Here is a 12,812-nt window from a genome sequence, read left to right on the forward strand (position 1 = left end):
CTCATGACGCCCACGCCGAGATCGGCTGCTCGCGGTCGAGCCCGGGCGCGAGGGCGGCCGAGAGCGTCCACTGGCGGTCGCCCTCGAGGCCGAGGGCGGTGAGGCGGCCCGAACGATAGGCCCCGGTGTCGAGGCCGATGCGGTTAGGGCGCAGGACCGGGCCATCGTCCTCGATGGTGTGGCCGTGGACGATGACGGCGCCGTGGTCGACGTTGCTGTCGGTGAAGTCGTGGGAAATCCACAGCAGGTCCGACGGATCCTGCTCGGCGAGGGCGACGCCGGGGCGCACGCCCGCGTGGACGAAGAGATAGTCCCCGGCGCGGTAGGACAGGGGGCGGGCGGCGAGCCAGTCGAGCTCGGCCGGGCTGACGGCGCGCGCGGCGGCGGCGGCCATCTCGCTGGGAAGCCCCGCGGCGAGCGCGTCGACCGGGACGCCCCAGCTCCTGAGGGTCTCGTCGCCGCCGAACCGCATCCAGGCCTGCAAGGCGCGCAGATCGCCCGACAGGGACTGGAGCATCATCTCCTCGTGGTTGCCGCGCAGGACGATGAAGCGGTCGCTGGCCTCGGTGTAGCGGCGCAGCCGACGGACGATCTCGGCCGACTGCGGGCCGCGATCGATGATGTCGCCGAGGATGATAATGGTGGTGGCGGCGGGCGCGCGGCGGGCGTTGTCCTTGCGAATCTCGGCCATCAGGCGTTCGAGCAGGTCGAGGCGGCCGTGGATGTCGCCGATCGCGTAGAGACGGCGGCCGGGGGGAGCCTGAGGCTTGATCATAGGCTGTCCTCGTGGGCGCGCGACGGCGCGAGCGCGAAACGCCGGATGCAACGCCGCGTTTGAAGAATGGGGCGGGAAGCGTTCGGTTCCCGCGCGGCGGAAAAAAGGCGCCGACCTAGCGGGCGAGCAGGCCGGCCAGCGCCTCGGCGATGGCGGTGTGGGCCGCGAGGTTGGGGTGGAAGTCGACGCCGTCGCGGGGCGTCGGGGCTGGATAGCCGTTGGTCCAGGGCGCGGCCGAGCAGGCGTGGTGGTCGGCGCTGAGGGCGGAGGCGGCGATCAGCTCGGCGCCGCCGGCGCGCGCGGCGCGGGCGGTGATCTCGACGACGCGGCGGTTGATCTCGCGGCTGGCGTCGGCCTGGGCCTCGGTGAGAAACAGGGCCGGGCAGACGCCGCTGGGCGGCAGGACGGTGGGGTAGTCCACGAACACCAGACGGGCGGAGGGGGCGCGGCGGCGCACCTCGTCGGCGATCTGGCGGAGGTGGGTTTCGAGTGCGAGGTAGTCGGCCTCGGTGGGCGCCGGAGGCTCGGCGCCGCAGGGCGCGGCCGTCGCGTGGCCCCCGGCGGTGTAGGTGGCGCAACCCTTGGCCGAAAGGCCGCGGCTGTAGAGCACGTCGTTCCCGCCGATGGTGACGGTGACGAGGCGGGTGGCGGCGTCGACGGCGTCGAGCTGGGCGGGCAGCTCGTTCCAGGCGGTGAGCAGGTTGGCGGTGGTCGCGCCGCTGCAGCTGACGTCCGTGAGGGCGAGGCCCAGGCGGCGGGCGAGCTGGTGCGGATAGTTGTCCCGCGAGCGGGCGCAGCGGGTCGTCGGCGTGTCGGCCGGGACGGTGATCCCGGGGCCGGCGGCGAAGGAGCTGCCCATGGCGACATACCTGGCGCCGGGCGGGAGCTGTCGGGCGGCGGCTGCGAGCGGGGACAGGGCGACGAGGGCGCCGATCAGGCCGGCGATCATGCTTGCTCGGCGCGCCATGGCTCGCGCTCCCCCTCCAACCCGAAGTTGCAGACTAACGGCCGGCGCTGGGTCGTAAAAGGCGGCGCGATCCCGGCGGTATACAGACAAAGGCGAAATCTAGCCGCTTTGTAGCGCGATTGTCGCGTTTCCCCGCCGGGCGGACGTTCGGCGGCAACACAACCACGCGACGATCAGCATGGCATTCTCCGCCCATTAGGGGCGTGGCGGAGGCCTGCGGCTGAATCCTTGAGTTCTGGAGCCGGGACCATGTCCCTTTCGCCCGAAAGCGCCGCCGTGGTCATCGCCGACAGGGATTTGCGGCGCCGCTGCGAAGTGGCCGACTACCTGGCCGAGCACGGGCTTACGGCGTTCGTCGCCGGCGACAGCGCCGATCTGGAAATCCTGCTGGCTCACGAGCGGATCGACCTCGTGGTCGCCGACCTCAGCCTGCCCGGCGGCGACGGCCTCTCGCTCTGTCGCCAACTGCGGCGACGGGGCGGCGTGGCGATCGTCGTGACCAGCGCCGACCTGAGCGAGGCGGAGCGCATCGTCGCGCTGGAGCTGGGCGCCGACGACGCCATGACCAAGCCGTACAGCATGCGCGAGCTGCTGGCCCGCATCCGCGCCATACTGCGTCGCCCGCCCCTGCCGTCCCCGCCGGGACCGCAGGACCAGCTGCACTTCGCCGGCTTCGCCTACCGACCGACCCGACGCCAGCTGGTGTCGCCGCAGGGCGAGGCGGTGGTGCTGGCCGCCGCGGAGGCCCGGCTGCTGATGACCCTGCTGGCGCACCCCAAGACCCTGCTCAGCCGTGAGGCGCTGATCGAACGCGAGGCGGCCAACACCGATATCCGCGCCATCGACCAGAAGGTGAGCCGGCTGCGCCGTCGCCTGAACCTGCCCGGCGCGCGCAGCCTGATCCAGACCCGGCGGGGCGCCGGCTATCTGTTCGACTGCGACGTGGTGCGACGGGCGAGCTAGGCCCGCGCCTTCTCCTCCGCCCGGAAGCGGTGGAGCAGGGGCTCGGTGTAGCCGTTGGGCTGGGCGACGCCTTCGAAGACCAGGGCGCGGGCGGCCTGGTAGGCGAGGCTCTCGGTCTCGCGGCCGGTCATCGGCTGGTAGAGCGGATCGCCGGCGTTCTGGGCGTCGACCTTGGCGGCCATGCGCTGGAAGGCGGCGTCGATCTCGGCTTCGGTGACCACGCCGTGCAGCAGCCAGTTGGCCATGTGCTGGCTGGAGATGCGCAGGGTGGCGCGGTCTTCCATCAAGCCGATGTCGTGGATGTCCGGCACCTTCGAGCAGCCGACGCCCTGGTCGATCCAGCGGACCACGTAGCCGAGGATGCCCTGGGCGTTGTTGTCGAGCTCGTCGGCGATCTCCTTCGGGGTCCAGTTGCGGCCCTCGGCGAGCGGGATGGTCAGAAGGTCGGAAAGCGGGGCGACCGGCTCGGCGGCGCGCTCGGCCTGGCGGGCGAAGACGTCGACCTGATGATAGTGCAGGGCGTGCAGGGTCGCCGCCGTCGGCGACGGGGTCCAGGCGGTGTTGGCGCCGCTCATCGGGTGGCCGATCTTCTGGGCGAGCATGTCGCCCATGCGGTCCGGCGCGGCCCACATGCCCTTGCCGATCTGGGCCTTGCCCGAGAGGCCGCAGGCCAGGCCGATCTGAACGTTGCGGTTCTCGTAGGCGGCGATCCAGGCCGACGACTTCATCTGGGCCTTGGGGACCATGGCGCCGGCGCGCATCGAGGTGTGCATCTCGTCGCCGGTGCGGTCGAGGAAGCCGGTGTTGATGAAGACGAGGCGGCTCTTCAGGGCCTCGATGGCGGCGGCGAGGTTGGCGCTGGTGCGGCGCTCCTCGTCCATCAGCCCGACCTTGATGGTGTTGGGCGAAAGGCCCAGCAGTTCCTCGACGGCGGCGAACAGGCGGTTGGCGAAGGCCGCCTCGTCCGGCCCGTGCATCTTCGGCTTGACGATGTAGATCGAGCCGGCGCGGCTGTTGACGAACCTGCCCTGCCGCTCAAGGTCGCGCTTGGCGATCAGGCTGGTGACGACGGCGTCGAGGACGCCTTCGAAGGCCTCCGACCCATCCGCCAGGCGCACGGCGGACGTGGTCATCAGGTGACCGACGTTGCGGACGAACAGCAGGGAGCGGCCGGGCAGGACGAGGGCCGAGCCGTCGGCGGCCGTGAAGGCGCGATCGGCCTCCAGGGCGCGGGTCATGGTCTTGCCGCCCTTGTCGAAGGTGGCCACGAGATCGCCCTGCATCAGGCCGAGCCAGTTCGAATAGGCCTCGACCTTGTCCTCGCCGTCGACCACGGCGACGGAGTCCTCGAAGTCGACGATGGTGGTCAGGGCCGCTTCCAGCACGATGTCGGCCAGGCCGGCCGGGTCGTCCTTGCCGATGAGGTGGGCGCGGTCGAGCACCAGCTCGGCGTGCAGGCCGTTGTGGCGCAGCAGGATCGAAGTCGGAGCCGAAGCCTCGCCGCGATAGCCGACGAAGGCGGCGGCGTCCTTCAGCGGGCCGGCGCCGGCGACAGCGAGGGCGCCGTTTTCGACGGTTAGGCCAATGACCTTGGTCCAGTCGCCGGATTGCAGGGGGAAGGCTTCGTCGAGGAAGGCCTTGGCGCGGGCGATGACCTGCGCGCCGCGCACAGCGTCGTAGCCCTTGCCGGCGGCGGAGCCCGGAATGGCGTCGGTGCCGTAGAGGGCGTCGTAGAGGCTTCCCCAGCGGGCGTTGGCGGCGTTGAGCAGGAAGCGGGCGTTGAGCACCGGCACGACCAGCTGCGGGCCGGCGAGACGGGCGACTTCGACGTCGACGTTCTCAGGGCCGATCTTGAACGGCGCGGGTTCGGGCACGAGGTAGCCGATCTCGCGCAGGAAGGCTTGGTAGGCGGCCTGGTCGACGGGGCCGGGCTGGGCCTCGTGCCAGGCGTCGATCTTCGCCTGCAGGTCGTCGCGCGTCTTCAGCAGGGCGCGGTTGTCGTCGGTGAAGCGGAGGTAGAGGCCGGCGAGGCCCTGCCAGAAGGCGGCGGGCGACAGGCCGCTGCCGGGCAGGGCGCGTTCCTCGATGAAGGCGGCGAGCGGGGCGGAGACCGTGAGGCCGGCGCGGGAGACGGTCTTGCTCATTGGGCGCGCAGCCCCGCGGCCTCGATGCCGGCCAGGGCGGCGATCTCGTCGTTGTCGGAGGTGTCGCCGGTGATCCCGACGGCGCCGATCGGCTCACCGTCACGCATGACGATCACCCCGCCGCCGGCGGCGATGACGCCGAGCGGGGCGGAGGCCGCGAGGCCCGCGAAGAAGGTCGGCCGTTCGACGGCGATCTCGGCGACGCGACGCGAGGACACGCCCAGCGCCAGGGCGCCGGCGGCCTTGCCGGCCGCGACCTGGAAGCGGCCCATCGAGGCGCCGTCCTGCCGCTGGAAGGCGATCAGGTGTCCGCCGGGATCGAGCACGGCCACCGACAGCGGCTTCAGCCCCAGTTCCGCGCCCTTGGCGAAGGCGGCTTCGATGATGCGATTGGCCTGGCTGAGGCTGATGCGGTTCATGACGGGCTCCACTGGTCGTCCGGCGACTGAGATAGCCTCGGGCCCCGTCTCTCACTAGGCGATAAAATGGCTCCGGACTTAGGCGACGCCAGCAAAAGTGTCGGTCGGACTTCGACGTAGGCGCGGTCGGGCGCGGCGGGCTAGCTTCGCCGGGTGATGGACTTCGGATCCTATGACTATGTGATCGTCGGGGCGGGCTCGGCCGGCTGCGTGCTGGCCAATCGGCTGTCGGCCGATGCGAAGGCGCGCGTGCTGCTGCTGGAGGCCGGCGGCAAGGACGACTGGATCTGGTTTCACATCCCGGCCGGGTACCTGTTCGCCATCGGCGACCCGCGCGCCGACTGGATGTTCACCACCGTCGAGGAGCCTGGCCTGGGCGGCCGGTCGCTGGCCTATCCGCGCGGCAAGGTGATCGGCGGCTCGTCGGCGATCAACGCCATGATCTACATGCGCGGCCAGGCGGCCGACTACGACGGCTGGCGCCAGCTCGGCCTCGAAGGCTGGGGCTGGGACGACGTTCTGCCCGCCTTCCTGAAGCATGAGGACAACATCGCCGGGGCGAGCGACTTCCATGCGACCGGCGGCGAATGGCGGGTGGAGAACCCGCGCGTGCGGTGGGACGTGCTGGACGCCCTGCGCGACGCGGCGGCCGAGGCGGGCATCCCGAAGATCGGGGACTTCAACACCGGCGACAACGAGGGCTCGGCCTATTTCCAGGTGAACCAGAAGGCCGGGCGGCGGTGGAGCGCGGCGCGGGGGTTTCTTAAGCCCGTGCTTAGGCGGCCGAACCTGCGGCTGGTGACCGGCGTCGAGGTGGAGACGGTGCGCTTCGAGGGCGCCCGCGCCACGGGCGTGGCGTTCCGGCGCGACGGCGAGCGGTTCGAGGCCAAGGCTTCTGGCGAGGTGATCCTCAGCGCGGGGGCGGTGGGCAGCCCGACGATCCTGCAGCGCTCGGGCGTCGGCGACGGGGCGCGGCTGCGGCGGCTGGGCGTGCCGATTGTGAAGGACGCGCCGGGGGTGGGTGAGAACCTGCAGGACCATCTGCAGATCCGGCCGATCTTCAAGGTGAGCGGGGCCGAGACGCTGAACACCCAGTACGCCAACCTTTTGCGGCGGGCGGGGATTGGGTTGGAATACGCGTTGCGGCGGACCGGGCCGCTGACCATGGCGCCGTCGCAGGTGGGGGCGTTCGCGAAATCGGCGCCGCGCTACGAAACGGCCAATCTGGAGTTCCACTTTCAGCCCCTGTCGCTCGACAAGTGGGGCGACGGCCTGCACCCGTTCGGGGCCTTCACCGCCAGCGTCTGCAACCTGCGGCCCAGCAGCCGGGGCTCGATCCGCCTGGCCTCGCCCGACCCGGCCGCGCCGCCGACCATCGCGCCGAACTACCTTTCCACCGAGGAGGATCGCCGGGTGGCGGTGGAGGCCCTGCGGCTGACGCGGCGGATCGTCGGCCAGCCGGCGATGGCGAAATACCGGCCCGAGGAGTTCCGGCCGGGGCCTCAGGCCGAGAGCGACGACGAATTGCTGGCGGCGGCGGCCGCGCTGGGCACGACCATCTTCCACCCGGTCGGGACGGCGGCCATGGGGCCGGACGGGGATCGCGGCGCGGTGCTTGATGCGCGGCTTCGGGTGCGCGGCGTGCAGGGCCTGAGGGTGATCGACGCGTCGGCCATGCCCCGGATCGTCTCGGGGAACACGAACTCGCCCACGATCATGATCGCGGAGAAAGGGGCCGGGATGGTGCTGGAGGATCGGCGATAGGGGCGATCTTTCCGGAGCGTCAGAATCCGGAAGCTTCGCCATTTGAGATTTCACCGGCGCGAATATCGTCGAGCGTCAGGGTTTGGTGAGGCGTGACCATGGGCCGTGTGTATATTTGAGATTTCATCTGATCCGGTAATGCCTCGTTATCTGTCTACGCCGCCTATTGTCGCGGTCATGGCGATGGAGGAAACAATGGAGGGGCCGGTGAAAACGCCAACCATATTTATAAGCCGCATGGATATCGCGTTGACGCAGGACATGGCCCTGCTCAGTCTCGGCGAACCGTCGGGCCAGGTCGGCGGGGGCGAGGTAGAGAGCAAGGAGGCCGTGCGCCTGGTGGTCTCGCATCGAACCCTGCGGCTGATGGCGGCGATGCTGCAGCGGCAGGTCGCCGAGCTCGACCGCGCCAATGAGGCCGCCGCGGCGCTTCGGCAGGCGCCCCTCGAAGGGCGGGCGGTCGGCAAGGACGAAGAGGACGCGCCGGAGAGCCGGACGATTCAGTAGGGCGTGGTTCGATGAGCGCTTAGGGCTGCTGGACTTCAGCATCACCCCCATCCCTGCCCTTCCCCCATCGATGGGGGAAGGGTTCTTGTTTGGAAGCTCACCGCCACTCCAGCCTCCGCCCCGTCCGGCTGCTCTCCTCCGCCAGTTCCAGCCCGCGCAGGGCCGTCAGGGCTTCCTCGCCGGTGACGGGGTTCAGGCCCTCGCCGCGCAGGGCGTCGCGGATCGCGGCGTAGTAGGCGCCCCAGTTCCCGGGCGGGAGGCGATAGGCGCTGGTGACGCCGTCGGCGTTGGTCAGGCGGGCGTCGCGGGGCGGGGTGGGTTGCGGCGGGCCGCCGCCGGGCGTCTGGGCGAGGGCGCGGAGCATGGCTTCCTGGCCGTCCATGCCGTGGGTGACGAAGGCGCCGCCCGAGCCCTGGACCGAGAACCACGGCGGCGGATCGGCCATCAGGGAGCCGGCGGCCAGGACGATGCGCATCCGGCCGTAGATCAGGGTGACGTTGAAGTAGTCGACGGCGTCGCCGCCCTGGCGCTGGATGGCGAGGTCGGCGGTGAGGGTCTCGGGCGGCCCGAACAGCTGCAGGGCCTGGTCGAGGAGGTGGGGGCCGAGGTCCCACCAGATGCCGGCGCCAACCCCGGCGCGCTCGCGCCAGCGGTCCTGCACCTGGGGACGGAAGCGGTCGAAGCGGCTTTCGACGAGGCCGATGTCGCCGAGCGTCCCGGCCTTCACCAGGGCCGAGAGGGCCAGGAAGTCGTCGTCCCAGCGGCGGTTGTGGAACACGCTGAACAGGCCGCCGGTCTCGCGGGCCAGGGCGACCAGGGCCTCGGCCTCGCGCACGCTGGTCGCCATCGGCTTGTCGACCACCACCGCCTTGCCGGCGCGCAGGGCGGCGGAGGCCATGGGCGCGTGGCTGTCGTTGGGCGAGGCGATGACCACCAGGGCGACGGCGGGATCGGCGATCAGGGCGGCCGGGTCGGCGTGGACGACGGCGTCGGGGTGATGCTGGGCGACGTCGGCGGGGCGGCGGCTCGCGACGGCGGCGAGACGCAGTCCGGGCGTGGCGGCGATGAGCGGCGCGTGGAAGGCCTTGCCCGCCAGGCCGTAGCCGATGAGGCCGACGCCGATGGTTTCGCTCATGTGCGGTCTCCCGTTGCGCGGCCCTGATAGCATCGGGGTAAGCTCGGCGTCAGGGCAGGAGTCTCCGATGAGCAAACCCGTCTTCGATTGGGCCGACCCGTTCCGACTGGAAGACCAGCTGACCGCCGAAGAACGGGCGATCCGGGATGCGGCGCGGGACTATGGCCAGGCCGAACTGGCGCCGCGAGTGCGGGAGGCCTATCGGACCGAGACCTTCGACCGGGCGATCCTCGGCGAGATGGGGACGCTGGGTCTGCTGGGGGTGACGCTGCCGGAGGAATACGGCGGGTCGGACGCGGGGCATGTGGCCTACGGGCTGGTCGCGCGCGAGGTGGAGGGCGTCGACAGCGGCTATCGATCGGCGATGAGCGTGCAGAGCTCATTGGTGATGTATCCGATCCTCGCCTACGGCTCGGACGAGCAGAGGCGGAAGTGGCTGCCGAAGCTGGCGGCGGGGGAACTGGTCGGCTGTTTCGGCCTGACCGAGCCGAACCACGGCTCCGATCCCGGATCGATGGAGACCCGCGCCGTGGCGGCGCCCGGCGGATGGCGGCTGACCGGCGCCAAGACCTGGATCACCAACAGCCCGATCGCCGACGTGGCGGTGGTGTGGGCCAAGCTGGAGGGGAAGATCCGGGGCTTCCTGGTGGAGGCCGGGTCGCCCGGCTACGCCGCGCCGAAGATCGAGGGCAAGCTGGCGCTGCGCGCCTCGGTGACCGGGGAAATCGTGCTGGACGGCGTGTTCGCGCCCGAGACGGCGCTGCTGCCCGGCGCCTCGGGGCTGGGCGGGCCGTTCGGGTGCCTGAACAAGGCGCGCTACGGCATCGCCTGGGGTGCGCTGGGGGCGGCGGAGGCCTGCTGGCGCTCGGCGCGGGCCTATGGGCTGGAGCGCAGCCAGTTCGGCCGGCCGCTGGCGGCCAACCAGCTGTTTCAGAAGAAGCTGGCCGACATGCAGACCGAGATCGCGCTCGGGCTGCAGGCCTGCCTGCGCCTGGGGCGGATGCTGGACGAGGGGACGGCGGCGCCCGAGGCGATCTCGCTGATCAAGCGCAACAGCGCCGGCAAGGCCTTGGCCATCGCCCGCGAGGCTCGGGACATGCACGGGGGCGCCGGCATTTCCGACGCCTTCCCGGTGATGCGGCACCTGACCAACCTGGAGGTGGTCAACACCTACGAAGGCACGCACGACATCCACGCCTTGATCCTGGGGCGGGCGCAGACGGGCATCGCGGCGTTCTGAGGCGACGCTTTTCAGCGAAAGCTCACGGCCCGCTCATGCCGGTCATCCGTGCGCGGGCCAAGAAGGGGGCAGGTCTCAAAGGGGCAGCCTATGACGGAAGCGACTGAACGGACGGGCGGCGGAGGCCGGGCCTATGGCGCGGGCGTGGCGGTGGCGGCGCTGACGTCGTTCCTGATCGTGTGGACCACCATCGTGCGGGACGACGGCTCCGGGCTGGGATCGTTCGGCGTGATCCTGGCGGGGCTGGTCGGAGCCTTCGCGGTGCAGTTCCGGCCGGCGGGCCTGGCGCGGGCCATGGTCGGGACGGCGGCGATGCAGGGGCTGATCAGCATCGGCATCGCCACGGCGCCGTCGACGAAGGCCGTGGCGGGATTGCCCCTCAAGGTGCTGGTCGGCGGCGCGGTGTTCGCCGCGCTGTGGCTGGCGGCGGGCGGTCTGTTTCGCGCCGCCGCGATGGCGTCCGAACGCCGCTAGGCCTTGGCCGCCACGATCAGGGCCAGCGGGTTGGGCTGGGGTTCGGCGATCTTGACCAGGGTGTTGCGGTCGCGGTGACGGAAAAGCTCGGCCTGGCCGCGCACGGCGAGCATGGTGTCGGAGACGTAGGACCAGCTTCCGTCGTCGTGGAAGGTGACGGTCAGCACGTAAGAATCGGTGCGGAAGGCGTGTTCGAGGAAGGCGGTGGAGACGATGCCGGCCTCGGTCGAACCGCGCTCGGCCGAGACGACGACGGTCTTGCCGTCCTCCGAGGCCGCGCCCTTGGCCAGCACCGCCTGGCCGCGCGGGATGGTCAGGGACTGCAGGATCAGGCCGGTGGCCGGCTCCCACAGCCAGTAGCCGACCTGGTCGTGGAAGGTGATGTCCTCTTCCTCGGTGTTGATGTGCAGGTGGTAGCGCAGGCCGTAGAACAGCTGCGGCCCGTTGGCCTGCGGGTCGATCGGCTGCATGTCGATGCGCTCGATATAGGCGCGCCGCTCCGGCCCTTCGGCCTTGGGGTTGAGATCGATCCCCTTGCGCCCCTCCCACACGCCGGCCAGGCGCCGCAGGGGGCCGAGGTTGTCGAGCGTGTTGGGATCGACGTCTTCCGGCTCGGTGAAAATGTCGTCGGGGAACGGGTTCATGTCCGGGGATTGAGACCCGCGGGAAGCCAAGGTCAAGCTCGATTGGACGGCTGCGGACAGCAAAAAAGGCGGGCCCATGTGGGCCCGCCTTTCAGATCGATTGCTTAAGTTCGCGCTTAAGCGAACTTGATCGTCAGGTCGGGCTGGGTGCTCAGCGAGAAGACGAATTCGTCGCCGGCCTTCACCGGCAGCATCTTGGTGATGCCGCCCGAGATGACCACGTCGCCCGGCTCCAGCGAGACGCCGAATTCCAGCAGCTTGTTGGCCAGCCAGGCGGTCGACTTGGCCGGGTGGCCGAAGGCGGCCGAGGAGAGGCCTTCGGCGGCCAGCTCGCCGTTGTGCAGGATCTTCATCTCGAGGTTCGACAGCTTGTCCATGTCGACCAGGCTCTCGTCCCACGGGCCGAGGGTGAAGCCGCCGTAGGAGGCGTTGTCGGCGATGGTGTCGATCAGCTTGATCTTCCAGTCGGCGATGCGGCTATCGACGATCTCGACGCCCAGGGCGCAGGCCTTGGTGGCTTCCAACACCTGCTCGGGGGTGATGTTCGGGCCCTTCAGCGGCTGGCCGATCAGGAAGGCGACCTCGCCCTCGATGCGCGGCTGCAGGAAGTCGGCGGCGGGGATGGTCACCGCGCCGTCCTTGGCTTCGTAGAAGCTGTTTTCCCACAGGGTGCCGTAGTCAGGCTCGCTGACGCCGAGCTGGGCCTGGATGGCGGGGCTGGTGAGGCCGATCTTACGGCCGACGATCTTTTCGCCGCCAGCGACACGGGCGGCGGTCCAGGCCGTCTGCACGGCGTAGGAGCCGGCGAGGTCCACGTCCTCGTAGGTCGCGGTGATCGGCGCGATGGGCGCGCGGCCCTTCCAGGCGGCGTCCAACGCCTTGGCGACCTTGTCGATCGTGCTTTCGGTGGTCATGTCCTCAGGCCCCTAATCTTTGTTCAACACGCTTGAAGGCGCCGGGCGCGCCACTTCTGGACGGGGCGCTTTTTCCGGCGGCGGAGGTCGGCTCGCGCATCGAGGGCGCGGCCGGGTAGACTTTGCGGCTGAGAGCCTCGGCGGCCTCCAGCAGACCCTCGCGAAGCTGGGCGCGGCGTTCGGGCGTCATGGCCTCGGCGCTGTCGGTGGCCGACATGGCGGCCACGGTGCGGCCGTAGCCGTCGCGGATCGGCACGGCGACACAGCAGGTATCGAGGCGGGCCTCGCGGTCGTCGACGGCGAAGCCTTCCTCGCGCACCGTTTCCAGGTGGGCGCGCAGGGCGTCGTGGTCGGTGATGGTGTGAGGCGTCAGCGCCACCAGCTCGTTGTCGAGCACGCTGTTTTCAAGCTGCTCGCGCGGCAGGTCGGCCAGCAGCACCTTGCCGACGGCCGAACAGTAGGCCTCCAGTTGCGAGCCGGCGCGGGTGTGGGTGGTGAAGCTGTCGGGCGTGGTCGCCTTGGTCACATAGGTGACCATGCCGCCTTCGAGCAGGCCGAGATGGACGGTGACGGTGAGGCGCTTGGCCAGCTCGTCGGCGATCGACTGGCTGGCTTCATGCAGCAACTCGCTGACCACCACGTTCTGCGACAAGGCGACCAGCAGCAGTCCCGGGCGGTACTTGCCGCGTGGGCCGCGAACCACGGCGCCGATCTCCTCGAGCGTTTGGATCAGGCGATAGCCGGAAGCCTCCGGCAGATTGGCGCGTCGGCTGAGCTCCGAACTCGTCACCCATTCGTCAGGGCGACGGAACGACTTCAGCATTGCGAAGGCCTTGAACACGGACTGGTTACGAGGCGTAGACACC

13 protein-coding genes are annotated in these 12,812 nt (G+C 70.4%); 5 read left to right on the forward strand and 8 right to left on the reverse strand.

Annotation, left to right across the window (positions count from 1 at the left end):
- Position 1 precedes the first annotated feature (1 nt).
- On the reverse strand, positions 2 to 775 hold the full coding sequence (locus ACFLIT_RS03770) for a metallophosphoesterase family protein (RefSeq protein ID WP_479909857.1): 774 nt from the start codon (positions 773 to 775) through the stop codon (positions 2 to 4).
- 115 nt (positions 776 to 890) lie between these two features.
- Complete coding sequence (locus ACFLIT_RS03775) at positions 891 to 1,742, reverse strand: SGNH/GDSL hydrolase family protein (protein WP_479909858.1); 852 nt, start codon at positions 1,740 to 1,742, stop codon at positions 891 to 893.
- Positions 1,743 to 1,991: 249 nt separating this feature from the next.
- On the opposite strand from ACFLIT_RS03775, the gene ACFLIT_RS03780 reads away from it, so the two are divergent.
- Complete coding sequence (locus ACFLIT_RS03780; protein WP_479909859.1) at positions 1,992 to 2,705, forward strand: response regulator; 714 nt, start codon at positions 1,992 to 1,994, stop codon at positions 2,703 to 2,705.
- Here the strand turns inward: ACFLIT_RS03780 and ACFLIT_RS03785 are convergent.
- Together ACFLIT_RS03785 and ACFLIT_RS03790 are read right to left on the reverse strand one after the other, a co-directional pair.
- Positions 2,702 to 4,849: a malate synthase G gene (locus tag ACFLIT_RS03785; RefSeq protein ID WP_479909860.1), complete on the reverse strand. Its 2,148-nt coding sequence runs from the start codon at positions 4,847 to 4,849 to the stop codon at positions 2,702 to 2,704. The genes ACFLIT_RS03780 and ACFLIT_RS03785 overlap by 4 nt on opposite strands.
- Positions 4,846 to 5,268 carry a GlcG/HbpS family heme-binding protein gene (locus tag ACFLIT_RS03790; protein ID WP_479909861.1) on the reverse strand — a complete coding sequence of 141 codons (423 nt, stop codon included), beginning with the start codon at positions 5,266 to 5,268 and terminating at the stop codon, positions 4,846 to 4,848. Before ACFLIT_RS03790 ends, ACFLIT_RS03785 begins: the two co-directional genes overlap by 4 nt.
- Positions 5,269 to 5,424: 156 nt before the next feature.
- Between ACFLIT_RS03790 and ACFLIT_RS03795 the strand changes: the two genes are divergently transcribed.
- Together ACFLIT_RS03795 and ACFLIT_RS03800 are read left to right on the forward strand one after the other, a co-directional pair.
- A complete protein-coding gene (locus ACFLIT_RS03795) occupies positions 5,425 to 7,032 on the forward strand; it encodes a GMC family oxidoreductase (protein WP_479909862.1) in 1,608 nt (535 codons plus the stop codon).
- Positions 7,033 to 7,269: 237 nt separating this feature from the next.
- Positions 7,270 to 7,539: a hypothetical protein gene (locus ACFLIT_RS03800; RefSeq protein WP_479909863.1), complete on the forward strand. Its 270-nt coding sequence runs from the start codon at positions 7,270 to 7,272 to the stop codon at positions 7,537 to 7,539.
- A gap of 97 nt (positions 7,540 to 7,636) precedes the next feature.
- Here ACFLIT_RS03800 and ACFLIT_RS03805 read toward each other — a convergent pair whose 3' ends face one another.
- On the reverse strand, positions 7,637 to 8,674 hold the full coding sequence (locus ACFLIT_RS03805; RefSeq protein ID WP_479909864.1) for an oxidoreductase: 1,038 nt from the start codon (positions 8,672 to 8,674) through the stop codon (positions 7,637 to 7,639).
- A 67-nt stretch (positions 8,675 to 8,741) separates the two neighbouring features.
- Here ACFLIT_RS03805 and ACFLIT_RS03810 point away from each other — a divergent pair, with 67 nt between their 5' ends.
- Positions 8,742 to 9,914 carry an acyl-CoA dehydrogenase gene (locus tag ACFLIT_RS03810; RefSeq protein ID WP_479909865.1) on the forward strand — a complete coding sequence of 391 codons (1,173 nt, stop codon included), beginning with the start codon at positions 8,742 to 8,744 and terminating at the stop codon, positions 9,912 to 9,914.
- Between the two features lie 90 nt (positions 9,915 to 10,004).
- Positions 10,005 to 10,388 (forward strand): hypothetical protein, encoded by a 384-nt coding sequence (locus tag ACFLIT_RS03815; RefSeq protein ID WP_479909866.1) that lies wholly within the window; start codon positions 10,005 to 10,007, stop codon positions 10,386 to 10,388.
- Here the strand turns inward: ACFLIT_RS03815 and ACFLIT_RS03820 are convergent.
- From ACFLIT_RS03820 to ACFLIT_RS03830, 3 genes are all read right to left on the reverse strand, one after another.
- Positions 10,385 to 11,032 carry an FABP family protein gene (locus ACFLIT_RS03820; RefSeq protein WP_479909867.1) on the reverse strand — a complete coding sequence of 216 codons (648 nt, stop codon included), beginning with the start codon at positions 11,030 to 11,032 and terminating at the stop codon, positions 10,385 to 10,387. The genes ACFLIT_RS03815 and ACFLIT_RS03820 overlap by 4 nt on opposite strands.
- 116 nt (positions 11,033 to 11,148) lie before the next feature.
- Positions 11,149 to 11,946, reverse strand: a complete 798-nt coding sequence (locus ACFLIT_RS03825; protein WP_479909868.1) for a 2-keto-4-pentenoate hydratase — start codon at positions 11,944 to 11,946, stop codon at positions 11,149 to 11,151.
- Between the two features lie 4 nt (positions 11,947 to 11,950).
- Complete coding sequence (locus ACFLIT_RS03830) at positions 11,951 to 12,811, reverse strand: IclR family transcriptional regulator (RefSeq protein WP_479909869.1); 861 nt, start codon at positions 12,809 to 12,811, stop codon at positions 11,951 to 11,953.
- Position 12,812: the final 1 nt, after the last annotated feature.

The organism is Caulobacter sp. HJHS_5, from assembly GCF_056683955.1.

Coding starts and splice junctions, on each gene's coding strand:
- ACFLIT_RS03810 (WP_479909865.1), top strand. CDS start 8,742: ATGAGCAAACCCGTCTTCGATTGGGCCGACCCGTTCCGACTGGAAGAC.
- ACFLIT_RS03815 (WP_479909866.1), top strand. CDS start 10,005: ATGACGGAAGCGACTGAACGGACGGGCGGCGGAGGCCGGGCCTATGGC.
- ACFLIT_RS03790 (WP_479909861.1), bottom strand. CDS start 5,268: ATGAACCGCATCAGCCTCAGCCAGGCCAATCGCATCATCGAAGCCGCC.
- ACFLIT_RS03780 (WP_479909859.1), top strand. CDS start 1,992: ATGTCCCTTTCGCCCGAAAGCGCCGCCGTGGTCATCGCCGACAGGGAT.
- ACFLIT_RS03825 (WP_479909868.1), bottom strand. CDS start 11,946: ATGACCACCGAAAGCACGATCGACAAGGTCGCCAAGGCGTTGGACGCC.
- ACFLIT_RS03795 (WP_479909862.1), top strand. CDS start 5,425: ATGGACTTCGGATCCTATGACTATGTGATCGTCGGGGCGGGCTCGGCC.
- ACFLIT_RS03770 (WP_479909857.1), bottom strand. CDS start 775: ATGATCAAGCCTCAGGCTCCCCCCGGCCGCCGTCTCTACGCGATCGGC.
- ACFLIT_RS03800 (WP_479909863.1), top strand. CDS start 7,270: ATGGATATCGCGTTGACGCAGGACATGGCCCTGCTCAGTCTCGGCGAA.
- ACFLIT_RS03820 (WP_479909867.1), bottom strand. CDS start 11,032: ATGAACCCGTTCCCCGACGACATTTTCACCGAGCCGGAAGACGTCGAT.
- ACFLIT_RS03785 (WP_479909860.1), bottom strand. CDS start 4,849: ATGAGCAAGACCGTCTCCCGCGCCGGCCTCACGGTCTCCGCCCCGCTC.
- ACFLIT_RS03775 (WP_479909858.1), bottom strand. CDS start 1,742: ATGGCGCGCCGAGCAAGCATGATCGCCGGCCTGATCGGCGCCCTCGTC.
- ACFLIT_RS03805 (WP_479909864.1), bottom strand. CDS start 8,674: ATGAGCGAAACCATCGGCGTCGGCCTCATCGGCTACGGCCTGGCGGGC.